We start from the raw sequence: 21,699 nt of genomic DNA, 5'->3' as shown, positions 1-21,699 counted from the left end.
CATGAACGTGTTCATCCCGCTCATCCTCGGCCTTCTGCTGGGGTATCTTCTAAAGAGGGCCGGAAAAAGACCGAACCTGGAAACGCCCACGAGCATCGCGCTACTCGCGATGATTTTCTTCCTTGGGGTCAAGACCGGGGAGGTTCAGGTGAACGGCCTCTGGCTCCTCGGCGTTTCAGCCATCTTCGCGGTTCTGACGATAGCAGGAAGCCTTCTCATCGCGGAGGTGGTTGGATGAGGTTTCTCCACCTTGTTCTCGCATCGCTTACGGTCGGAATACTCGTCGGACGTTTCTTCTCCCCCGACTTCGGGAACGCCTATGAAATCATGCTTTACATCCTCATATTCGTGATTGGGGCAGACCTTGGGCTGAACTTCAACGCTGAGGAGCTCAGAAGGGTCGGTCGAAAGGCCCTCACCCTGCCGTTTTTGACGCTGACGGGCTCAATCCTCGGCGGACTGCTGGCGGCACTGATTCTCGGGATAGAGCCGAGGTGGGGCCTCGCCATAGGGGCCGGCTGTGGGTGGTACTCGCTGACGGGCCCGCTTATAGCGCAGTACTCCGCGGTTTACGGCGCGGTCGGCTTTCTCGGGAACCTGCTCAGGGAGATTCTCACGATTACTTTCTACCCCCTCGTAACTCAAAAAATCGGGCCCGAGAAGGCGGTGGTGATGGGAGGCGCAACGACGATGGACACGACCCTGCCGATAATAACGAAATTTGGAGGAAGGGAGGTGGCACTAGTTGCCTTCGTCCACGGGTTCATTCTAACTGCTGTCGTTCCCTTCCTGGTTCCGCTGATACTCAGTCTTTAGAGTACTTCTCGACGAGGCCCTTGACGAGGCTCTCGTGCTGTTCCTCGTTCCTCTTGATTTCCCTAACGAGCTCCCTCACAACGGGATGGAATGCCCTCTTCGAGAGCTCCTCGTAGAGCTCCTTCATCCGCCCCTCTTCCTCGGCGTACCTCTTTAGAACCTCTATGAGCCTCTCCCCACCGTCCGGCAGAACGACCTCGGTTGGGAAGTCCTTGAGGTACTCCTCGATTATCTCTTCCGGTGGAATCCTGGCGCCAATCGGGCCGAAGCCGAGTGGCATGACCATCGTTGGAACGCCCGGGATGAGGGCGAAGTCCTCGTTGGGCTTCTCGACGGCGTACTCCTCCACCAGCTTGATGGCGTCGTTGTAGGCCTTCTCAAGGGCTCCCATGAGGCGCTTGTGGAAGGCCGTGTCTATTGCGAGCCTGAGAACGAGCCCCCTCAAATCGGCGTACTCCGGCTTATCGAGCTCTTTGAGGAGCTTCCGGTAGTCCCTCTCAGCCCTCTCTTCAACCTTCTTTGCCTCCCTGACGAGGTCAATCATCCTCCTCATTTCCCATCACCGGGACATTTTAGTAACCTTTAGTATTTAAAAGTTTCGGAACCGGGAAAAAGCTTTTTAAACATCGTCTCAAACCGGGAACCCGAGCTAATCATCGGCTCATGGCTCGGGGGTATCCGTTAAGGAACCCGCCGGGCTCCCGGTGGAGGTGAGTGAGATGAAGTACCCGAAGCAGATAAGGACCTACTGTCCGTACTGTAAGAAGCACACCATCCACAAGGTAGAGAAGGTCAAGAAGAGGCCGAGGAGCGAGCTCAGCCAGGGTCAGAGGCGCTTCCGCAGAATCCTCAAGGGTTACCGCGGTTTCCCGAGGCCGAACCCTGCCGGAAGGGAGAAGCCGGTCAAGAAGCTCGACCTCCGCTTTAGGTGCACCGTCTGCGGTAAGGCCCACACCAGAGGAAAGGGCTTCCGCGTTAAGAAGTTCGAGCTCGTGGAGGTGTGAACATGGCGCTCCCGAAGAACCTCATCCCGATGCCGAGGAGCAGGTTCCTCCGCGTCAAGTGCATTGACTGCGGCAACGAGCAGATAGTCTTCAGCCACCCGGCTACGAAGGTTCGCTGTCTCGTCTGCGGTGCAACCCTCGTCGAGCCGACCGGTGGTAAGGGCGTCATCAAGGCCAAGATACTCGAGGTTCTCGAGTGATTTCCTTCCTTTTTACTCCCCGCCAAACTTTTAAAAACCTCTTCTCGTAAACCTTCCGGAGAGAAAAATTTAGAGGTGGTTAGAATGCCGAGGAAAGCCAAGGAGTTTCCCGAGGAGGGAGAATTCGTCGTCGCTACCGTCAAGAACATTCACCCGTACGGAGCGTTCCTCACCCTTGACGAGTATCCCGGAAAGGAGGGCTTCATGCACATAAGCGAGGTTGCTCCAACCTGGGTCAAGAACATCAGGGACTACGTGAAGGAGGGCCAGAAGGTAGTCGTCAAGGTCATCCGCGTTGACCCGGAGAAGGGGCACATAGACCTGAGCCTCAAGAGGGTGAACCAGCAGCAGAGGAAGGCCAAGCTCCAGGAGTACAAGCGCGCCCAGAAGGCCGAGAACCTCCTCAAGATGGCCGCCGAAAAGATAGGCAAGGACTTCGAGACGGCCTGGCGCGAGGTCTGGGTTCCGCTCGAGGAGGAGTACGGCGAGGTTTACGCCGCCTTTGAAGATGCCGCCCAGAACGGAATTGAGGTTCTGAAGGGCCTCATTCCAGATGAGTGGCTTGACGCGCTCAAGCCGATTATCGAAGCCTACGTCGAGATTCCGACCGTTACCATCGATGCGGAATTCGAGATAACCGTTCCGAAGCCCAACGGAATCGAGATAATCAAGGAGGCCCTGATTAGGGCCAGAGACAGGGCCAACGAGGAGAAGGACATAGACGTCAAGTTCACCTACCAGGGCGCTCCGAGGTACAGGATTGACATAACAGCTCCGGACTACTACAAGGCAGAAGAGGTTCTCGAGAGCATAGCCGAAGAAATTCTCCGCGTCATAAAGGAAGCGGGCGGAGAGGCGACCCTCATTAGGAAGGAGAAGCGCATAAGGAAGATTAAGAGGAGGTAACCATGAAGTTCCGCATAAGAAAGTGCCCGAACTGCGGCAGGTACACCCTGAAGGAGACCTGCCCAGTCTGCGGGGCCAAAACCAAGGTAGCCCACCCACCGCGCTTCTCGCCGGAGGACCCCTACGGTGAGTACAGGCGCAGGTGGAGAAGGGAAGTCCTTGGGATAGAGGTGAGAAAATGAAGGAAACCACCATCTACCTCCTTGAGAGGCCCCAGCTCAGGGACCCGGTGTTCATAGAGGGGCTCCCGGGCATAGGCCTCGTTGGAAAGCTCGCCGCGGAGCACCTCATCCAGGAGCTCAACGCGGTGAAGTTCGCCGAGCTCTACTCACCGCACTTCATGCACCAGGTCATCATAAAGAAGGGCTCAATCGTCGAGCTCATGAAGAACGAGTTCTACTACTGGGTTAACCCCGACGAGAACGGAAGGGACCTAATCATCATCACCGGCGACCAGCAGGTTCCGCCGACTGACAGCCCCGGCCACTACGAGGTGGTCGGCAAGATGCTCGACCTCGTTCAGGAACTCGGCGTCAGGGAGATAATAACGATGGGCGGCTACCAGGTGCCGGAACTCCAGGGCGAGCCAAGGGTCTTAGCGGCGGTAACCCACGAGGAGCTCGTTGATTACTACAAGGAGAAGCTCAAGGACTGCTCCGTCGAGGTGGTCTGGAGGGAGGACGAGGGTGGAGCCATAGTAGGAGCGGCCGGCCTTCTCCTCGGCATGGGCAAGCTCCGCTCGATGTACGGTATAAGCATACTCGGAGAGAGCCTCGGCTACATCGTCGACGCCAAGGCCGCCAAGGCCGTCCTGACGGCGGTCACGAAGATACTCGGAATAGAGCTCGACATGACAGCCCTCGAGGAGCGCGCCAAGGAGACCGAGGAGATACTCCAGAAGGTTCAGGAGATGCAGAGGGCGATGCTCGAGCAGACGATGCCCCCTGCCCCGGAGGAAGAGGACAGGGGCTACCTCTGAGCTCCGACGCCACTTCCTCATTTTGCCTTCTTTTTGTGTCCTTGGAAGAAGGGCTATGGACACCTAGGAGCATCGCTTTGTTCTCAACCTTTGGTTAGTAATACCAGGTTTTAAAAACGCTTTTATTTCGTGCTACTCTTCAGTTACTTGATAACACACCGGAGGGGTGAAACATGCACATACCCGACGGATTGCTGAGTACCCCGATTATAATCGTGACATACGCCATAACAATACTTGGAGTCGCGTATTCCGCGAGAAAACTCAGGAATCTTCCGGAGGAAAAGATACCGCTCCTCGGCCTCTTCGCGGCAGGAATCTTCGCGGCCCAGATGGTCAACTTTCCGATAATCGGCGGCGTCAGCGGACACCTGCTCGGAGCGACCCTCGTTGCAATCCTCCTCGGGCCGTACGCATCGGTTATAGTCATGACCGCTGTTCTCCTCATCCAGACCCTCCTCTTCGGCGACGGTGGAATCACAGCCATCGGAGCCAACATTCTGAACATGGGGCTCGTTGGAGCTTTCATAGGGTACGGGGTTTACCTCAAGCTCAGGAACATCAACGAAACCCTCGCGATGGGATTCGCCTCCTGGCTCTCCGTTGTGCTGGGAGCGACACTCGCCTCGATTGAGATAGGACTCAGCCACAGCCTGCCCTTCACGAAGGTTCTGGCTCTCATGGTGGGCTACCACTCGATAATCGGAATCGGCGAGGCCGTACTCACCGTGCTCATCGTCAACGCCCTGCGGGCCAAGCTTCCTTCCCTGGAGGGGGTGCCTGCATGAAGGCCGTGATAAAGGGACTCCTGGTTATAGCGGTAATCCTGGCCCTCGTCCTCCCGCTGGCATCAAGCAACCCGGACGGACTGGAGGCGACTATGGAAAAGGTTGGCCTCGAAGAAAAACCCGTCTACCATGCCCCTCTCGACTACGGGGAGACCTGGGGTCAGAGTGTGGCAATGGGACTGCTCGGAATAACCCTGGCCTTTGCAACCTGCTACGGGCTCGCAAAGCTGGCCAAGGGTGGCTGAGGTGTACCTGCTCTTCATTTTTATTTACGCGTTTGGCGTCGTGACGAGAAAATCGCCCGAAGAGCTGGCTTATTTTGGATTGCTTTTCCTGGGAGTCGCTCTCATAATGAGACCCAAACGACGCGTCCTGGGGAAGCTCTGCTTTCTGCTCGGTTTTGAGGGTCTTCTCTTTATCACAGCGCTCTTTAATCAAGGGCATCCCCTTTTCCAAACACCCTTCGGCCCGGTGACGGTGGAAGGAGTAAGTTCGTTTTTCATGCTCCTCTGCAAGGCATTCCTCTCGGCTGGAACGGTGGTTGTGATAACGGACTCCGTTGGATTTTCCAGGCTTCTGGCGGAGATGAAGGCGCTGAGATTTCCCAGGGTGCTCGTCCTGACCCTGGCCTTCACGTACCGCTACATGGACCTCTTGGTGGATGAGACGAGAAGGATGAAGAGGGCACTCGATTCAAGGGCCTTCGGCGTTGGAAAGGGAGAGTACTACAGAATGCTGGGCTCCCTAATGGGGGAAGTGCTCCTGAGGGCATACCTCCGGAGCGGGAGGGTGTACAGGGCAATGCTCTCCAGGGGCTTCGGAGAGTTCCCCAGCATGGACGAGCCGAGACCAAACCTCCAAACGGCAGTGCTCGCCGTCCTGGCCCTGGGAGGGTTGCTGATATGATAGAGATGAGAAACGTTCACTTCTCCTATCCCGGAAGGGAAGTTCTCAAAGGAATAACCCTGACCGTCGAAAGGGGCGAGCTCTTCGGTCTCCTCGGGCCGAACGGAGCCGGAAAGAGCACATTGCTACTCCACCTCAATGGAATCCTCAGGCCAAAGAGGGGCAAAGTTCTCGTTGACGGAATTGAGCCTGCGAAGAACCCCAGAGAAGTCAGGAAAAAAGTTGGAATCGTCTTCCAAGACCCCAACGACCAGCTCTTTTCGCCGACCGTGTTCGAGGACGTGGCCTTCGGCCCTTACAACCTAGGTCTTCGCGGTGAAGAGCTGAGGGAGCGCGTTCTGTGGGCCCTGAAAAAGGTGGGGATGCGGAACTACGCGGATAGGGAAACGAAGGAGCTGAGCTTCGGTGAGAAGAAAAGGATAGCGATAGCGACGGTCTTGGCTATGAAGCCGGAGGTAGTGGTCTTCGACGAGCCCTTTGCAAACCTCGACTTCAGGGGCAAAAGCCTCATGAGAAAACTCATAACGGAACTAAAGAACGAGGGAAAGACCGTGATTTTGGCATCGCATGAGGCGGATTACCTATCGCTCTGCGACAGGATAGCGCTGATTGACGGGGGAAGGGTTGTAACCGTTGGAACGCCGGAGGAGATACTTGGAAATCCCGAACTGCTGAGGAAGCACAATTTAGACGTGCCCCCTCTTGTGGAGCTGTTTCTAAGCCTTGGCCTGCCGATTCCAAAGGACCCAGAAGATGCCAGAAGAAAAATTATGGAAGCCCTTAAAAACTCAGGGCCTTCCAGGTTCGGGAACGCCCGGGACATCCCTTAGCTCCCTGCCGAGGATGCGCTCCATGAGCAGGCCCATCGCCAGCACGAAGACTATCGTGAGGGCCAGCCTCGCCGCCATGAACCTCAGCCCGAGGAACTGCAGCTCAACCAGCTCCTGCGGAATCTTTATGCAGGCCCAGGCCGAGAGGAAGGCAACGACGCTCGCGACGCGGGCGCCTTTCTTGAGCAGCGAAGCCGCTATCGGGAAGGCCACGTAGAGCGGTCCGGTTGGGAAGGCGCCGATGAGTATCGCTATCAGCATGCCCCTGAGCCCGGAGCTTTTTCCAAGGTACCTAACAATTAGCTCATCGGGAACGAAGACCGCGAACAGGCCCATCAGCACCATCACGGCCGGCATTATGAGGAGCATCTCCACGAGGAAGTTCTTTGAGGCCAAGAAGACGGGGTCTTTCTTTTCAGGAAACATCGAGAGGAGCACGGCAGTTATCAAGACGACGGCACCGAGGAACAGGAGGTCGCGCAGGAACGCTTTCCTCAGGTTCTTCATTGCCCCCTTTCCCATCCCCTGACGCCTGGGAGGCATTCCGTCCGGCCTCAAAGTATCACCCCCATTATGAGGCCGATTAGAATCGCGATTATGAAGCTCAGTGCGTTCCTGAGCAGGGCGAAGCGCTTCCCGAGGATTCTCGTCTCAAGTGGCAACGTTACGAAGCCAATCATCGTCAGCGTCGTTATGAAGACGGCAACAGAGGTCACGGAGGCGCCATTCTCCAGCAGGGAAGCCGCGAGGGGAAAGGCTATCAAGGACGGTATCTGGAGTATCGCCCCAAGAACCGCTACCGTTAAAACGCCGATGAACCCCGCTTCCTGGCCGACGACGCGGGAAATGGTCTTCGGAGGCACGAAGCCGGACATAAGGCCGATTATCAGGATTATCACGAGCATCGTCGGAAGAATCCGCACGAAAAACTTCACGGAGACCTTCAGAGCCTGCCTTGTCTTTGCCCGGTCCTTCATGAAGCCGAGGGCGAGGCAAGCAAGGGCGAGGGCGTTTATGAAGAGCGTCGTTCCGTTCATGGTCTTCCCCAAAAAAATTGTGAAGGGGACGGCTTATAAAGTTCGTGAACTATTCGGAAACGGGAAAGCGGAACAGCCTCTCCACTTCGTCCCAGAGTTCCCTGGCTTCACCCTGGAGAATAAGCCTTCCGTTGGAGATGACGTACAGCCTGTCCACGACGGGCTTTAATGGCTCCCATATGTGGCTTATGACAAGAAAGCTTGTTTCACCTTTCATCTTCCTGAAAAGCTTTACGAACCGTCCCATTGTTTCAAAGTCGATGTTAGCCAGGGGCTCGTCTATCATAATCAACTTGGGAGCGCCTACGAAGGCCTGGGCCACCGCGAGCTTCTTGAGCATTCCAGAGGAATAGTTGGACGTTCTCTCGTCAAGAAAGTCGAGCTGAAAGAGCTTCCCAACGCGCTCGACCTCACTCTCATCGAAGCCTTTGGAACGCGCTATGAACTCAAGCCACTCCCAACCCGAGATTAGTGGGGGGAACGAAACGGGGTCGTAGGAGACTCCAATCTTCCGTTTAACCCCCGCATCCGTCCAGGGGTTCTTCCCAAAGAGGGCTATCCTCCCGGAAGTTGGCCGGTAGACACCAGTTGCCAGCTTGAAGAAGGTGCTCTTCCCTCCCCCGTTTGGGCCGAGGATTAGGTTGAAGCCCTCGGGAATCTCAACTGTAACACCATCGAGCGCCACTATGCGCCCAAAACGCTTGGTCAGATTCTTTGCTTCAATCATGCCCTCCACCTCCACAGAGCCAATACAAAAGCCAGAATTGTTATTGACATGTACAGGGCTTTCTGGACTTTAAGAGTGGGATAAACTCCAGGGTAATAAGCCGAAAACGTCAGGGAGCCGTTCAAGACGTAGACTGCATAACTACCCTCTCTTGGAAGGACTATTGGATAGGCAAGGTGCTCGCTGACGTTGTATGTGAAAATGGTCCTGTTAGAAAACTGGTCCAAAATAATAAGCCTCCCTTTCCCATTAAAGCTGGAGTTCATAACTATCCACCCAGGGGAATGAATTGATACGTAACTAAGTGCCCCTCGTGAGTTCGACATAACCACCGGTCCAATGAAACCGGGATTTCGTTTCACTGTAATGTACGCTCCCCAAACACCCAGAAGAGCCAACATGATGGATAACAAAAGTACGAATAGGAACTTTCCTTTCACAGGACATCCCTCCTTGTGAAAATCAGTCCAGATACAAGCACGAGTGCTATTGGTACTATGAGACCCCTAAGAAACCAGGTGAAATCAAACGGTGACGCACCGGACAGAGACCTTGGAAGCATTGAAACAAATGAAAATGGTGGCCAGTTAAGACCCGCAAAAAAGGGAAGAACAAGAAGGAAAAAGGATGCAATAAAAGCCAGGAGCATGTCCCTTAACAGAACTGAAAACAGCAAAGAGACTGACAGAGAGAAGAGTACAAAATACGTGGCAAAAACAAGCAGATGGCAATACTGAGTTGTGAAAAGTATTTTTCGTATAACCCCAAGTATATCCGCATTTGGGAACACGTCTACAATTAAAATGGGGATGTACAGGGAAACAAGGGAGAGAAGAAGTGCAGAGAAAAACTTTGCGGTGAATATTTCTCCCTTGCTGAAAGGAAGGGAATAAACCGAAAACGCATAACCATGCTCCCTATCGTAGCGGAAGGTTAAGACTGACAAGATGGAGACAAGAAGTGCCAGGAGAACCCAGAAACCTGATGAGAGGGAAAGATAATCAAAGAGGTGAACAGCAGTGATGCTTCCCAGGGGAGATAATCCCTTGTAAACGGGGGGACGTGAAGAAACAACGGAACCAAGTTCCCATTGGGATTTAAGGTAACCAACGGCCAGAAGATAAGTTAGAGAGGGAATTCCAAGAAGGAAAATTATCAATCTCAAAGAGTCGCTAAGTTCCCAGGCGAGTAATGTCCGAAACTTATTCATAGGCTCACCCCCTCTTTAATGCGAAAACACCGATGAGGAATACGATAGCAACAACCGCACTAACAGCCCATACCTTGGAAAGAGCGGGAGCCACTGCGAGTTGAACGGAAGGCGGAGTTTCTGAATTCGGACTTTTGGGAATGCTAACATTATACAGGATGAGTCCGGGAGCAACGGCCCTCTGTAGTTCCTCTCCGGAGAACTTGGGTTTTTGACGCTTGGCCATGTTATCCAGCACTGTAACAACACTGATTCCGAGAGACGCCTCAAGGTCTGGAACGACACCCATGAAGCCCAGTGTTATGTCGTTGCCGGGATTAAATACGGCAAGTGTTCTCAGAAATGCAATTGCCCCACTTGGGTCGGTAAAGTTAGTTGGTTCACTCATGAGGAGGACGTTTGGCCCAGTAAAGTTACGGTAATACGTCACATACGTCGTCGAGTTCAGAATACGGACTTCGCTAAAGGAGAGACGCTTTCTATCGAGAAACACGTAGCTGTTATTAGAAACGGGATACAAGTCAAATAGTATCGTGTGCCCATAGGCACGGCCATCAGTTGAATACACTATGCCAGTGGGAAGGTATACCCTGTAAGTCCCGTGGAGAACCAGCTTAGTCCCGTAGTCAGACCATTTAAGCGAAACATTATTGCGGGAATAGGGGGTAGTATTAAGAGGATTAGGAAATGGAGGGGCACATGTTGCGGGGTAATACGCATAAACCTCCGAGAACGGCCATTTAAGGGACTTGTCCCCGTAGAATACGACGGTAACATTAACAGTCACCCAATTATTGGATAGGTTAACGACTTTAAAAACAACATACGCACTCTGGAAACCAACGTTAGCAACACAGCCATCCCTTTGATAATATGCCCCACCACCATAGGCATTGGATGTTGTTCCGTTAGCAAAGTACACCAGTTGAGAACCCGGTTTAACCCAGTATGGAGTCGCAGTTGCGAAGGACGCCGGGAAAAGGAAGAAAAGCAAAATCAGGAGAGGGAATACGCCCTTCTTCATTAAGCATTCCTCCTGTAGTTATACGCCCTCCGGTGAAATACCGACGGAAGCAACTGTTACTTCATTGCTGTACCCAACATATTGGAATAAGGTCTATTCCAACATACCAACGTCCATTTTCCTGCATGGGCTGAGACTCCACCCATATTGAAGTTGCATTATGCACTGTTGTCGTAATTATATTTAGCGATTTTGGTTCAACTATCTATCGATATTAACGCGACATTACTAACAATATTGCAAAAAGTAAAAACATCACCGAGGAACCCAGATATGAAACGTCTTGGACAGTCGTGGTTGCGTAGGGCTTCCAGACCTGGTCAGTGCAGACAAGAGACTCATTGTTGTTTGAACCGTAGATACTGTAATCACCGGCGTGGGGAAGGACTATCTCGAACTGAGCGTGACCCAGGACAGTGGAGTTCAACAGGACACGGCCGGTTACATCGTCCTCCACTACCACACGTCCACTCTTACCGTTACAGGTCAGGTTAAGCATTGCCCATCCGGGGGAGTTAAACTGCGCTCCCCCGCTACCAGAAACAGGGTAAACGCCCCCCGGCCATACCGTTTTGTGAATCTGCGAAAACTCAATTACCGGGAGGAGGAAGAGAATCCCAAGGACAAACACCAGAGAAACTATCATGCGATGCCTCATCTAACGTCCCTCCATAGGATTATCACGAAGGACACCAACGTAAGCATAAGGGGCACGACAAGGCCCCCTACCACAAAGCGCGGTTGAAGGAGAAATTGTGAGAGTGTGAAGTATTCACCAGTCGATATGCTTACGGCCGTTTCCCGGAGGAGGTTCCCCGGTGGAAGATTCGCGGTCACGAAGTAAGGGATAACGAGGAGCGGGAACGCAAAAACGAGCACCGCAAACATGTTTCTCAAAGTCACCGACAAAAACAGCGTTAGTGAAAGGATGTAGAAAATTGCCATAAAAACCACAATCAACAGGGCCATAAAGCGCTCCCCCGTAAAGAGGGAGAGAACGAACTTGGGTGTTTCTGCAAAGTTAATGGAGACCAGAACAAAGAACGGGACAAACACGACCAGGAGGGACAGTAAAAAGGAGACCAGCAGTTTCACGGCAAAAATCTCTGACTTGGAATACGGGAGCGAGTATGTTGTTAATTCATACCTACCCTCTATACCCGCACGAAACGTCAACGTCACCAGCATCGCGATGAAGAATGTGGCGATAATCCAGAAATCTTCCGAGGTTATGGCGCGGGCTATCACAAAACCGCTCATTGAGTTAAGCCCATTTACAGAAGTCGAGACAGTTCCAATCTCCCCGGTGCTGGTAAGAAGGCTATGCTGGAAGATATAGCCAGTCACGAGAATCCCCAAAGTGGTTATCAGAACCCGTATAGGGTCGTTCAACTCCCAAGAAAGTAGGGTTATCCTTCTACCCATTTTACCGCCCCCTACGGTATGTTACAACCCCAGCAACCACCGCTATTCCGACAGCGATGGGCAGGAGATACCTGGCTTTTGATGGTTCGGGAGGTGACACCACTGGAGTCGTGGATTCCCCCAGAGTGACATTGGCCAGTATAACCCCCTGTGGCCAGACTCCGTTGACTATTTTATAGTTCAAGTTCAGTTTCTTATCTATAGCCAGCGCTCTATCGTCCGTCCACATAAAGCCGTAGATACCGACGGCATGAAAATCTGGTATCGGGTCCATTATGAAAGACAGACATATTCTGTAGCCAGGGCTATAAAAGGCATCAAAAAACGAAATCTGTCCATCGGGTGCCACAACACGAGTGCTGTGAACCAAGAGGTTGGGCTTTGGAAAGCTCGAATAGTAAGTATTTAGGGTCGCATTAATTATTTTAACCTCGGTTATAACCACTCTCTTACCATAGTATAACGCAAACGTTTCGTTTTTAGTGAATCCATCCCATAGAACCGTATGGCCGTAAGGGTTTCCGTGGAGGTCATACACCCATCCAGCGCTGAGTTTTATCTCGTATTCCCCACCCACGGTAAGGGACTTGAGTACGACTCTTGTTAAATTGTTGGACATTCTCGTCACATTGATGACATCGCTCGCATTCCAGAAGGGTTTGAAAGTCCCATTGGCCGGATAAAACACCGTAACGGGCGCAAATGTTACATTGCCTGTACTCACGGATAGAATAACCTTCACCCTCGCAATATCTCCGGTTACGTTAAGTACCTTGAAAATCACGGTTATATTTGGACCGGTTACGGACACAGGGACTCCGCTTGCATTGAAAACAAATCCTCCACCGTTGCGATGATAGCTAACGGCTTTATACTCAACGAACGAGCCCTGATGAAACCAGTAAGGGGCCGATGTTTCGGAAAGGGAAGCAGTGCTCGGTACAAAAATCAAGGCTAAAATGGACACAAATATAAACAGGAGAAAACGCCTTCCGCTTGATTTCTTCATTCAAACACCTCCACGTGCAACGTATTGGGGCCGATTGCCAACGTCCCTGACCAATCACAACAGATTAGTTGCTATCTTATTAAGCATTAGACATGAATTCTTACAGAGAATTATAATTAAAGGGTTTTGGTTCAAACATCTAAATAATCCCAACTGTTAGATATAAGAGCTAAGAACAACTCCTGCAGAAAACTGTTAATAAAAAGAAAATACCTTAGAGGGCTTCCTCCAGCAACTTCAACCCGAGCTCAAGGTACTCCCTGGCCTTCTCCTCGCTCTTCGCTTCGCTGAAAATCCTTATTATCGGCTCGGTTCCGCTGGCCCTAACCAGAACCCAACCGTCGGGGAAGAGTATCTTCGTCCCGTCGGTGGTGTCTATCTCGTAACCCCTCGCCCTAGCGAGCTCGGCAACCTTGGCAACTATCGCCTTCCTGTCGCCTTCAACTTTCCTTTTCGTCTTGAACTGGTAGTACTTCGGCAGCTCATCAATCAGCTCGCTGAACTTCTTTCCGCTCTTCGCGAAAATCTCGACTATCTTTGCAGTCGTCATCGCCCCGTCCCTTCCGAGGACGAAGTCAGGGAAGATGACGCCACCGTTCTCCTCGCCGCCGATGGTTCCGTTGTGCTCAAGCAAAGCCCTCGCGACGATGAGGTCTCCAACCTTCGTGCGCATAACCTTCGCGTTGTTCTTCTTCGCAATGTCATCGAGCAGGTTCGAGGTCGCTATCGTTGTCACGAGCAGACCGCCGCCGTTTTCCCTGAGAACCGCATCGGCAACGAGGGCGAAGGTCTTGTCACCCTGGATGAAGCGCCCGTTCTCGTCTATGAACACCGCCCTGTCCGCGTCGCCGTCCTGGGCAACGCCGAAGTCGGCACCGAGGGCCTTAACAATCTTCATGAAGTCCTTGAGGTTCTCCTCGTTCGGCTCCGGGTTTCTGGCCGGGAAGTGGCCGTCCGGGTGGGCGTTGACGCTCACAACTTTACAGCCGAGCTCCCGCAGGAGATACGGGAGTGTTAGAGAACCGGCGCCGTTGGAGGTGTCAACGACAACGAAGGGCCTTCTCTTCCTGATTGCCTCAACGTCCACCCTGCTCTTTATCGCCTCGATGTAGGGCTTGATGATGTCCTCCTCGCGAACCTCACCAATCTCGTCCCACTTCGCCCTGTCGAAGTCCTCGGCAAAGAATATTTCCTCAACGACCGCTTCGCGCTCCTTCTTGAGGCCCATTCCATTTGGCTCGAGGAGCTTTATGCCGTTGTACTCCGGTGGATTGTGGCTGGCCGTAATAACCGCCCCGCCGTCGGCCTTGAAGTGGTTGGTGGCCCACTGTATTGCAGGAGTGGGTGCTATTCCCACGTCGATGACGTCACAGCCGACACTGAGGAGTCCGCTGATGAGCGCGTTCTTCAGCATCTCACCGCTCACCCTCGTGTCCCTGCCGACGACGACCAGCGGTTTCTTCCTTCCCTCGCGCTTGAGCATCGTCCCGAAGGCCATGCCCATCTTGAGCGCGAACTCGGGCGTTATCTTCTCGTTGGCTATCCCGCGGACGCCGAAGGTTCCGAACAGCTTTCCCATCTCAGACCCTCCCGAACTCGTCGTCAAAGCGAACTATGTCGTCCTCGCCGAGGTACTCACCAATCTGGGTCTCTATGACCTCCAGAACGACCTTTCCCGGGTTCTCAAGGCGGTGCTTAACGCCAGCGGGAATGAACGTGCTCTCCCCGGGCCGGAGGAGTATCTCCCTATCCCCGACGATGACCTTGGCGGTTCCCCTGACCACGACCCAGTGCTCGGAGCGGTGGTAATGCATCTGGAGGGAGAGCTTCTTGCCCGGCAGAACGGTCAGGCGCTTTATCTTGTAGCGGTCGCCTTCTTCAAGCACTGTGTAGCTTCCCCAGGGCCGGTAAGCTGTTCTGTGGACGATGACGCGCTCGTCGCCGAGCTCCTTAAGTGCCTTGTAGACCTCCTTGACGCGCTGGCTCTCGCCCTTTTTCGCCACGAGCAATGCATCACCAGTGTCTATGATTATCAAGTCCTCAACGCCAACAGTCGCGGTGAGCCTCTCGGTCATTATGAGATTGTTCCTTGAATTGACGCCGACGTGGTAGCCCTTCTTTCCGCGAACCCTGACCGCGTTCCCGTCGGAGTCCTTCTCAAGGACCTCGTAGATGGCGTCGAAGCTTCCAAGGTCGCTCCACTTCGTGTTGAGGGGAACGACTGCCGCTTTGTCTGTCTTCTCCATGACGCCGTAGTCTATGCTTATCTCCGGGACGCGGTTGTAGGCCTCCTCTATGTCACCGCTCTCCTCAAAGGCCTCCCAGACGTCGGAGGCGTGCTTCTGAACCTCCTCAATGAAAAGCGAGCTTGAGAACGCGAACATCCCGCTGTTCCAGTAGTAACCGCTTTCGACGTAGCGCTTTGCCGTCTCGAGGTCGGGCTTCTCCTTGAACTCTGAAACCGTGTATCCGATTATCCTTCCGTTCTCTTCAATCTTCTCGCCCGGCTTTATGTAGCCGTAGCCCGTGTGTGGTCTGGTCGGCTTGATTCCGAAGGTGACGAGGTGGTTTTTAGCCAGCCTCTCAGCGTTCTCAAAGGCCCTCTCGTAGGCCTCGTTGACCTCTATGAGGTGGTCGCTTGGTAAAACCGCAACGACCGAGTTCCCAAACTCCTCCTCTATCCTGAGCGTCGCCCAGAGGATGGCCGGCAGGGTGTTCCTGGCGCTCGGTTCAAGGAGGATGTTGTCCTCGGGGATTTCAACGCCCAGCTCCCTTAAGTCGTCCAGAACGCGGAAGCGGTAGTTTCTGTTTGTTACAATGAATATCTCGCTCGGCTTTGAGAAGAGAAGTGCCCTCTCAACGGTCTTCTGGAAGAGGCTCCTATCGTCGAGGAAGCGGACGAACTGCTTTGGCATCAGCTCCCTGCTCAGGGGCCACAGCCTCGTTCCCTTTCCTCCCGCAAGGATTACGGTTTTCACGGTATCACCCCCAGGAGTTCTTCAATCGAGCTTATATGCTTAGCCTTTGGGTGGGAGAGGTTCCCAACTATGAAAGCGTTATCAACGACCTCAAACAGGGGAAAGTCGTTCTCGCCGTCCCCAAGCGCGTAGCTCTCAACCCCGCCGAGGAGAGAGTAGAGTTCGAGGAGAGCACTGGCCCCCTTACCCTTGTCTGTGTTGCCGGTGACGTTCAGGAACCTCGTCCCCATGCTTACTCTAAATCCAATCTTTTCAAGCTCCGCCTCGAACCCATTTTTTGCCCACCTGAATACCGTCTCGCTGTATTCGCGCTTCATCGCGAGCTCTGCGAGCTCCTCTGGCAGGCCCGTGAAGGCCTTAACCTCGTCGAGGGTTGAGTTGCCGTAGTACTTGAGCCCGTACTCAGGGGACAGTTCGTCGAGCGCGCGCTTTATCTCTGAATAGGGCCTCCCGAGCTCAATCACGCGGTACTTTCCGCGTTTCACCCCGAACTCACCGACGACCTTGGGAGGGAGGTAGTTGACCGGAACGTAGACCGCGCTCCCGTTTTCAACCACGAAGGGCTTCTCAAGGTTCCAGGCTCTCAGGTAGTACTCGACTTCAAAGCGGGTCTTTGAGGTGTTCACAACGACCTCGTAGCCCCGCCTCAGGAGCTCCCCAATGACGGGACGGGCCCCTTCGGGCGAGTAATCGCTTCCCAGGAGGGTTCCGTCGAGGTCGAGGAAGATGACCCGAATCAACGCTCACACCTCGAACTCGAGGAGCGTCTCAGCCTCGTCCTCGAGGGTTTTCATCCACTCGCTCACGTCCACTCCCTCAACGGGGGGCATAACTTTGGGCTTCGGGGGTTCCTCGTTCTCGCCGAGGAGGCCGTGAATGCGGAGCTCTTCAAGGATTCTCCTCTTTAGGCTCTCGGTGGCGAGTTCAGAGTGGTATATCGTCCCGAGGGAGCTTAGAATCATGTCCTTCACGTGCTCCTGCCCCTTGTCTTCGTGGAGGTGGGGATTAAGGGTCTCAATCTGGAAGACCTCAACGCCCTGGTCGTAGACCTCTTCCTTACCTTTACCCCACCTTCCGAAGGTCTCGAAGAGGTAGACCAGCTCGTAGGGCTCTATGGCGTAGCCCGTTGCAAAGGGCATTATCTCCGCGAGCTTTATGCTCATCGCGTGCTCGCCGGCGTTTCCCGTCGCTATGATGTTGGTCTCGAAGTTGGTGGCGACCCCAAAGAGCTCGTTCATGTAGCGGTTGGTTATCTCGCTTACGCGCCCCCACTTCTTGAAGTAGAGCCCCTTCGTCGTCACCTTGGGCTTGTGGCGCCAGCTCAGCCTGACCATCGTGTAGTCGCTCTCGCTCATGAGAAAACCAGCGGCGTAGTCCTTGACGTACTCGTTCACGGAGCCTGGAATGTAGTTGTCGGCATCGACGAAGCCAACGTATTTCGCGCCAATGGCTTTCGCGAGGAGCAGGCCGATTAGCATGCCCTCCCCCTTACCGCTCCTCACCGAGTCGCCGTCGAGTATCCCTGTGTAGCCCGTCTTTTTGAAGGCCTTGGCCAGGCCCGGGTCCTTCTGGTGGACCATTATTATCCGCGAGCGCGTGAGGTTGTAGAAGTGTTTTACCAAATCCACCTCCTGCTTGAAGAGGTTCGGCCCCTCCCGCTTGCTGTTCGAGACGATTATTATCGGGCACTGGTGCGGAATGGCCTTGAGCACGCCGTCGACGAGCTGAAGCTTCTCGTCCTTCATCGGGACTACTATCGCTATATCCTCGAGGATTCGGTAGATGTCCTCCCTGGGAACGTTCCTGACGGTGAAGGTTCCAACGTCCCTCGTCTCGCTGTCCAGCTTTATGACCTTCTGAACCTCGTATATTTCAACCGCCCCGAAGAGCTCCTTATAAACCGGCGCCTCAAGTAGCAAAGCATCACCTCCAAAAGTTTGAATTCAGGAAATATTTAAGGGAAAAAGATTAAAAACTTGTCCTCAGCGGAGGGCGAACTCCCCGACGAAGGCCGAGCTCGATATGGTGTCGCCTATGCCGACGGTTGACTTCGGTTTGGCCACTATCTTGGTCGGAACGAAGGCGAGCTGATAACCGTTGACCTCAGCTATGCCGTTTCTCATCCCGTACTCACTGGCAAGGGCTTTCTCGACAGGTTTTGCCCTCTCGTTCACGGGCACGTCCATGGCCCTGACTATCTCGTCTATCGAGGGAACGTCGCCGAGCTTGGCCTTCGCCGCCGCCGCTAAAGCCGCGAAGAGCAGCGCATCGCGAATGAACTCGCCCCTGTAAGCGGTCAGCGCGAGGTAGTAGCCGTAGGTGTGGAAGTGAATCCTCTTAACGCCGAGCTCAGCCAGCTTGAGCATCGCTTCGGTGACCGCAATCGGGTCAACGGGGTCGTTTGCGAGGAGCTTTTCCGCCAAATTCTTCTCGCCCATCACTTCCATTATCGAGGCCAGCTCGACCTCGTTCAGGCCGACGCTCCAGAAAGCGGGAAGCAGGTCGAGGATGGCCTTCCGAACGGTTTCGTCCGGAGTAAAGGCGAACTCGAGGTGGGCGGGAATGTTCTTCTCGTTGAGAACCTTCAGGTGCTCCCTTATCGTCTCAAAGGGCTCACGGTAGTTGTCCTTGGTCAGGGCCTGAAGCCCGCTGATTACCGCGAGGCTGACGCCGGATGCAATCTCGTCAAAGTGCTCCCTGAACTCGTCGCGGATGAAGAGGGTGGTGTTGTAGTCGTCGGCGGCACCTATGAAGCGGTTTTCGCGCGGGGCCTCGAAGTCAAGAACCCTGAAGCCCCTGGGAAACTCGTAGATGAAATGTATGCAGCTCTCCTCGTCGCCATCGAAGTCCCTCGGGTGGACGAGCCTGAGCTCACCGTTTTCGACCTTGGGCACGTAAATCGGCCCGTCCTTGAAGAGGCCCGCCTGGAGCTTCGAGAGCTGGGGAACGTGCGCCACAACAGGAATCCCGTAAACTCCCCCGAGGAGGTTGGCCATTATGCCGACCTGACCGCCCATCCTGAGCTCGTCCCAGCCCCAGCGCCTCATGTAGAAGCGGACGGGACAGCTCTCGACGAACAGCTCAGCCGCCTTGCCCCTCCTGACGCTCCAGAGGATTGAGCCGAGCAACTGGGGAACGCTCGTTATCTTCTCGGGCAGTTCCTCGGAGTAGCGGAGGACTTCTTCCTTTCCAGCCTTTTCAACCCTCGCCTCGAGGTCGCTCTTTTTGAGGTATTTGATGGCGTCGATGTTGGTGTTGTAGGCCAGGAGAACGCCCTTAACGTTGCCTACCTTAGCCCTAACCCTCTCGAAGGCAGAAGCGTAAAGCCCGTCCCACATTATGTATCACCGAGAGTGAAAAAGAGGAGAAACCTAATAAGGGTTTCGCTCACTTCCAGCGCGGGTTGTCTATCAGCTTGACCTCGCCGTTCTCCTCGACGACGAGCTTGGCGAAGCCCTTCTCCTTTATCGAGCCGTAGTCGTGGCCCGCGTCTGCCGGGTATATCGCGAGGAAGATGAAAGGCTCGTCGCCGGTGTTCACCGTCCTGTGCGCCCAGTATGGAGGAACATAAACGACAGTTCCCGGCTCCATTGGAACCCACTCAACTTCCCCTTCCGGCGTCTGGAGGAGCATTCCGCCCTTCCCCTTGAGGGCGTAGTAGATTTCGGCCCTGTCCGCTTTCGCGTGGAAGTGGCCCTTAGTGAAGAAGAACTCCTTACCAACTTTGCCCGGATAGAGTATTGTCGTCGCGAAGTTGAGGTCGCCGTCCTTCTCCTCCTGCTCAACCGCGTAGACCTCGTAAACAACGGGGTCCTCTTTGAGAAGCTCCTCGTAGGCCTTCTCGTCGTAGAAGTAGCCCCTCATGTCGCTGAGCCTTCTAACGAGCTTCTTCGCCCCGGGGATGACTCCGTTCTCATCAATCCTGACGCCGAAGGGTCTCTTGTACTCCATAAGCACCACCGAAGAAACTCCGCTTTAACTTATTTAACCTTTCCCCAAGGTATCACCTGAGGTGGTGGTTCATTCCTTGGCGCGGACTTCAATCTTCTTGCCGATTACGAGCTCGGCAGCTTTGACGGCCGCACCACCGCTCCCGACCGCGATTCTAACCTTATCAGCGGGAACGTAGACGATAATCTTATCGTCGGTCTCCTCAATGTCGAGTATTTCCACGTTCAGCATCTTCTCAAGCCTGTCCCTCATGGCCAATCCCCGAAAATTTTCCTCACTTCTCCATATAAAAGTAACGTCCGTTCAGAATCCTCTCGATGCCGGGCTTGTGCCCGAGGCCGACGACGGCTATAACTTTAGGCCGTTTAATCCCCCGCGCGAGGAGTGAGTCCACTATCGCCATCAGGTTTCTCGCCATCACCTCGTTGCGCTCCTCGACGAGGACGCGGTAGAGGTAGGGGTAGCGACGCCTGAACTCGACCATCATCGTCCTGTACTCCTCCATCGGGTCGCCTATCTCGGCCTTTCCGAGGGGCAGGAAAACGCTTAAACCCTCGAGCGCCATGAGGAGCTTCTCCCTGAAGGGTGCCGAGGAAATCTTGGAGAGGATTACGCTGATGTCCTCGTCAATCAGGTATAGCGGGATTCCCAACAGCTTCGCCGACTCTATCGCGGCCTTCATCTCCTCGCCGGGTGCCATTCCGAAGGTCTCGCCGAGCTTTTCTTCGACCTTGGCCAAAGCGTAGTTTATCAATCCAGCCCTGCCCATTCTGAGTGAATCTTCAAGCGTCAGCTCGACGTTCCGCTCCATTCCCAGGAAGCGTGCCCTGTCGAGCTCTATCGCGACTGCGTGTGGCCTCTCCTCTAGTATCGTCCTGATGACCTCCTCCCTGCTCCTCGGCGAGACGTGCATCGTGCCTATTAGCTTAACGTAGCGAAGGTAGTTCATCTTCCTCCCTCCAGAAGGCTCTGGAGTTGCCACTCGCCAGATTTGTACGTTAAAACGTCGAAGTCCCTCGGAACGACGAAGTTCACGCCGAATTCCCGGCATATCTTCGATGCCTCTCTCAGGTATTCGTCGTAGGTGTAGCGGAAAGCCCTGTGGAATAGGGCGAGTAGCTTGACCTTCGAGCTCTTCGCGGTCTCACAGGCCTCCTTAACTGTGGAGTGGTAGCTATCTCCCCTATCCTCATCGCTGAGGTAAGTGGCGTCGTGAATCAGCAAATCGGCCCTCTCTGAGAAGAGCCTCACTCTCTCGGCTGGCTCGGTGTCGCCGGTGTAGACTATCTTAACCCCCCGCCTCCTCGGTCCGGTAACGTCTTCGAGGCGGATTATCCGGCCGTTCCACTCAATTTGGCCTTCCCTCTCAAGCTTTCCGAGCATCGGCCCGGGCTTGAGGCCGTACTGCTTAAGCTTCTCGGGCAGGAACTTTCCTCGCTTGTCCTTCTCCTTGAAGACGTATCCCAGAGCAGGAATCCCGTGCTCGACCTTGAAGCTCCAGATTTCGTAGTCCCCGAACTTAAGCCTCGTTTCACCGAGCTCGTGGACGTGTATATCAAAAACCGGCCTGAAGAAACCGCTGTTAATGAAGTTCTGCACGAACTCGAAGGTGTACTTCGGCCCGTAGATGTGGAGGGGCTTTTCCCGGTTCCAGAGGTTCATCGTCTGAATCAACCCGCCGAGCCCGAGGTAGTGGTCGCCGTGGAAGTGGGTGATGAAAATCTTCTCGACCTTCATCGGACTGAGCTTCGCGGTGTTCATCTGCCTTATCGTGCCCTCGCCGACGTCGAAGAGTATAACCTCGCCCTTGTAGCGGAGCGCCACCGCTGGAACGTTCCTCTCACGCGTCGGCATTATCCCGCCGGTGCCGAGAAAAATCACCTGAAGCATGTCCATAGCTCTCGCGGAG

The 21,699-nt window shown here is 54.2% G+C and carries 30 protein-coding genes; 11 read left to right on the top strand and 19 right to left on the bottom strand.

All coding sequences use genetic code 11. The features are described from left to right. The first annotated feature begins 1 nt into the window (after position 1). Positions 2 to 238 carry a hypothetical protein gene (locus BD01_RS00855; RefSeq protein WP_042688964.1) on the top strand — a complete coding sequence of 79 codons (237 nt, stop codon included), beginning with the start codon at positions 2 to 4 and terminating at the stop codon, positions 236 to 238. Continuing rightward, entirely contained in the window at positions 235 to 816 is a 582-nt protein-coding gene (locus BD01_RS00850) for a lysine exporter LysO family protein (RefSeq protein WP_042688960.1), read from the top strand. The genes BD01_RS00855 and BD01_RS00850 overlap by 4 nt, the downstream gene beginning before the upstream one ends. Here BD01_RS00850 and BD01_RS00845 read toward each other — a convergent pair. After that, positions 806 to 1,369 carry a hypothetical protein gene (locus BD01_RS00845; protein WP_042688959.1) on the bottom strand — a complete coding sequence of 188 codons (564 nt, stop codon included), beginning with the start codon at positions 1,367 to 1,369 and terminating at the stop codon, positions 806 to 808. The genes BD01_RS00850 and BD01_RS00845 overlap by 11 nt on opposite strands. A gap of 166 nt (positions 1,370 to 1,535) precedes the next feature. Here BD01_RS00845 and BD01_RS00840 point away from each other — a divergent pair, with 166 nt between their 5' ends. The 9 genes from BD01_RS00840 to BD01_RS00800 all read left to right on the top strand — a co-directional run bounded on the left by BD01_RS00840 (position 1,536) and on the right by BD01_RS00800 (position 6,429). Continuing rightward, positions 1,536 to 1,820: a 50S ribosomal protein L44e gene (locus BD01_RS00840; RefSeq protein WP_042688957.1), complete on the top strand. Its 285-nt coding sequence runs from the start codon at positions 1,536 to 1,538 to the stop codon at positions 1,818 to 1,820. A 2-nt stretch (positions 1,821 to 1,822) separates the two neighbouring features. Then, a complete protein-coding gene (locus tag BD01_RS00835) occupies positions 1,823 to 2,020 on the top strand; it encodes a 30S ribosomal protein S27e (protein ID WP_015859102.1) in 198 nt (65 codons plus the stop codon). An 84-nt stretch (positions 2,021 to 2,104) separates the two neighbouring features. Beyond that, positions 2,105 to 2,926 carry a translation initiation factor IF-2 subunit alpha gene (locus BD01_RS00830; protein ID WP_042688955.1) on the top strand — a complete coding sequence of 274 codons (822 nt, stop codon included), beginning with the start codon at positions 2,105 to 2,107 and terminating at the stop codon, positions 2,924 to 2,926. A 2-nt stretch (positions 2,927 to 2,928) separates the two neighbouring features. Beyond that, positions 2,929 to 3,108: an RNA-protein complex protein Nop10 gene (locus BD01_RS00825; protein WP_042688954.1), complete on the top strand. Its 180-nt coding sequence runs from the start codon at positions 2,929 to 2,931 to the stop codon at positions 3,106 to 3,108. After that, positions 3,105 to 3,905 (top strand): proteasome assembly chaperone family protein, encoded by an 801-nt coding sequence (locus BD01_RS00820; protein WP_042688952.1) that lies wholly within the window; start codon positions 3,105 to 3,107, stop codon positions 3,903 to 3,905. The genes BD01_RS00825 and BD01_RS00820 overlap by 4 nt, the downstream gene beginning before the upstream one ends. A 173-nt stretch (positions 3,906 to 4,078) precedes the next feature. Further along, positions 4,079 to 4,693 (top strand): energy-coupling factor ABC transporter permease, encoded by a 615-nt coding sequence (locus tag BD01_RS00815; RefSeq protein ID WP_042688949.1) that lies wholly within the window; start codon positions 4,079 to 4,081, stop codon positions 4,691 to 4,693. Then, positions 4,690 to 4,938, top strand: coding sequence for a PDGLE domain-containing protein (locus BD01_RS00810; RefSeq protein WP_042688947.1), 249 nt, complete (start codon positions 4,690 to 4,692; stop codon positions 4,936 to 4,938). Before BD01_RS00815 ends, BD01_RS00810 begins: the two co-directional genes overlap by 4 nt. Beyond that, positions 4,931 to 5,599 carry an energy-coupling factor transporter transmembrane component T family protein gene (locus BD01_RS00805; RefSeq protein WP_342665196.1) on the top strand — a complete coding sequence of 223 codons (669 nt, stop codon included), beginning with the start codon at positions 4,931 to 4,933 and terminating at the stop codon, positions 5,597 to 5,599. Before BD01_RS00810 ends, BD01_RS00805 begins: the two co-directional genes overlap by 8 nt. Further along, entirely contained in the window at positions 5,596 to 6,429 is an 834-nt protein-coding gene (locus tag BD01_RS00800) for an energy-coupling factor ABC transporter ATP-binding protein (protein ID WP_042688943.1), read from the top strand. Before BD01_RS00805 ends, BD01_RS00800 begins: the two co-directional genes overlap by 4 nt. On the opposite strand, the gene BD01_RS00795 is transcribed toward BD01_RS00800, so the two are convergent. From BD01_RS00795 to BD01_RS00710, 18 genes are all read right to left on the bottom strand, one after another. Next, positions 6,388 to 6,951, bottom strand: coding sequence for a permease (locus BD01_RS00795; protein ID WP_051482217.1), 564 nt, complete (start codon positions 6,949 to 6,951; stop codon positions 6,388 to 6,390). The genes BD01_RS00800 and BD01_RS00795 overlap by 42 nt on opposite strands. A 32-nt stretch (positions 6,952 to 6,983) precedes the next feature. After that, entirely contained in the window at positions 6,984 to 7,466 is a 483-nt protein-coding gene (locus BD01_RS00790) for a permease (RefSeq protein ID WP_042688941.1), read from the bottom strand. 49 nt (positions 7,467 to 7,515) lie between these two features. Further along, positions 7,516 to 8,193, bottom strand: a complete 678-nt coding sequence (locus tag BD01_RS00785) for an ABC transporter ATP-binding protein (RefSeq protein WP_042688940.1) — start codon at positions 8,191 to 8,193, stop codon at positions 7,516 to 7,518. Continuing rightward, positions 8,190 to 8,459, bottom strand: a complete 270-nt coding sequence (locus BD01_RS00780; protein WP_042688939.1) for a hypothetical protein — start codon at positions 8,457 to 8,459, stop codon at positions 8,190 to 8,192. The genes BD01_RS00785 and BD01_RS00780 overlap by 4 nt, the downstream gene beginning before the upstream one ends. Positions 8,460 to 8,629: 170 nt before the next feature. Beyond that, complete coding sequence (locus BD01_RS00775; protein ID WP_042688937.1) at positions 8,630 to 9,403, bottom strand: ABC transporter permease; 774 nt, start codon at positions 9,401 to 9,403, stop codon at positions 8,630 to 8,632. A gap of 4 nt (positions 9,404 to 9,407) precedes the next feature. Beyond that, the gene (locus BD01_RS00770; RefSeq protein WP_042688935.1) at positions 9,408 to 10,427 is read right to left on the bottom strand and encodes a hypothetical protein; all 1,020 of its coding nucleotides are present in this window, start codon (positions 10,425 to 10,427) and stop codon (positions 9,408 to 9,410) included. Positions 10,428 to 10,641: 214 nt separating this feature from the next. Beyond that, a complete protein-coding gene (locus BD01_RS00765; protein WP_042688934.1) occupies positions 10,642 to 11,085 on the bottom strand; it encodes a hypothetical protein in 444 nt (147 codons plus the stop codon). Beyond that, positions 11,082 to 11,852: a hypothetical protein gene (locus BD01_RS00760; RefSeq protein ID WP_042688932.1), complete on the bottom strand. Its 771-nt coding sequence runs from the start codon at positions 11,850 to 11,852 to the stop codon at positions 11,082 to 11,084. The genes BD01_RS00765 and BD01_RS00760 overlap by 4 nt, the downstream gene beginning before the upstream one ends. 1 nt (position 11,853) lies before the next feature. Beyond that, complete coding sequence (locus BD01_RS00755; RefSeq protein ID WP_042688928.1) at positions 11,854 to 12,861, bottom strand: hypothetical protein; 1,008 nt, start codon at positions 12,859 to 12,861, stop codon at positions 11,854 to 11,856. A 214-nt stretch (positions 12,862 to 13,075) separates the two neighbouring features. After that, positions 13,076 to 14,440, bottom strand: a complete 1,365-nt coding sequence (gene glmM / locus BD01_RS00750; RefSeq protein ID WP_042688925.1) for a phosphoglucosamine mutase — start codon at positions 14,438 to 14,440, stop codon at positions 13,076 to 13,078. 1 nt (position 14,441) lies between these two features. Then, on the bottom strand, positions 14,442 to 15,839 hold the full coding sequence (locus BD01_RS00745; RefSeq protein WP_042688924.1) for a mannose-1-phosphate guanylyltransferase/mannose-6-phosphate isomerase: 1,398 nt from the start codon (positions 15,837 to 15,839) through the stop codon (positions 14,442 to 14,444). Beyond that, complete coding sequence (mpgP, locus tag BD01_RS00740; RefSeq protein WP_042688922.1) at positions 15,836 to 16,579, bottom strand: mannosyl-3-phosphoglycerate phosphatase; 744 nt, start codon at positions 16,577 to 16,579, stop codon at positions 15,836 to 15,838. The genes BD01_RS00745 and mpgP overlap by 4 nt, the downstream gene beginning before the upstream one ends. A gap of 3 nt (positions 16,580 to 16,582) precedes the next feature. Then, positions 16,583 to 17,758: a mannosyl-3-phosphoglycerate synthase gene (gene mpgS, locus BD01_RS00735; RefSeq protein WP_042688920.1), complete on the bottom strand. Its 1,176-nt coding sequence runs from the start codon at positions 17,756 to 17,758 to the stop codon at positions 16,583 to 16,585. Positions 17,759 to 17,821: 63 nt separating this feature from the next. Further along, the gene (locus tag BD01_RS00730) at positions 17,822 to 19,177 is read right to left on the bottom strand and encodes an ADP-specific glucokinase (RefSeq protein WP_042688918.1); all 1,356 of its coding nucleotides are present in this window, start codon (positions 19,175 to 19,177) and stop codon (positions 17,822 to 17,824) included. 49 nt (positions 19,178 to 19,226) lie between these two features. Further along, a complete protein-coding gene (pgiA, locus tag BD01_RS00725) occupies positions 19,227 to 19,790 on the bottom strand; it encodes a glucose-6-phosphate isomerase (protein ID WP_042688915.1) in 564 nt (187 codons plus the stop codon). 69 nt (positions 19,791 to 19,859) lie between these two features. Further along, on the bottom strand, positions 19,860 to 20,042 hold the full coding sequence (locus tag BD01_RS00720) for a KH domain-containing protein (protein ID WP_042688913.1): 183 nt from the start codon (positions 20,040 to 20,042) through the stop codon (positions 19,860 to 19,862). A gap of 22 nt (positions 20,043 to 20,064) precedes the next feature. Beyond that, positions 20,065 to 20,739, bottom strand: a complete 675-nt coding sequence (locus tag BD01_RS00715; RefSeq protein ID WP_042688910.1) for a TraB domain-containing protein — start codon at positions 20,737 to 20,739, stop codon at positions 20,065 to 20,067. After that, positions 20,736 to 21,680 carry a ribonuclease Z gene (locus BD01_RS00710; RefSeq protein WP_042693071.1) on the bottom strand — a complete coding sequence of 315 codons (945 nt, stop codon included), beginning with the start codon at positions 21,678 to 21,680 and terminating at the stop codon, positions 20,736 to 20,738. The genes BD01_RS00715 and BD01_RS00710 overlap by 4 nt, the downstream gene beginning before the upstream one ends. Positions 21,681 to 21,699 lie beyond the last annotated feature (19 nt).

The sequence above is a fragment of the Thermococcus nautili genome, from assembly GCF_000585495.1.
GTDB lineage: Archaea > Methanobacteriota_B > Thermococci > Thermococcales > Thermococcaceae > Thermococcus > Thermococcus nautili.
This window is presented reverse-complemented; position numbering and strand designations above follow the sequence as displayed.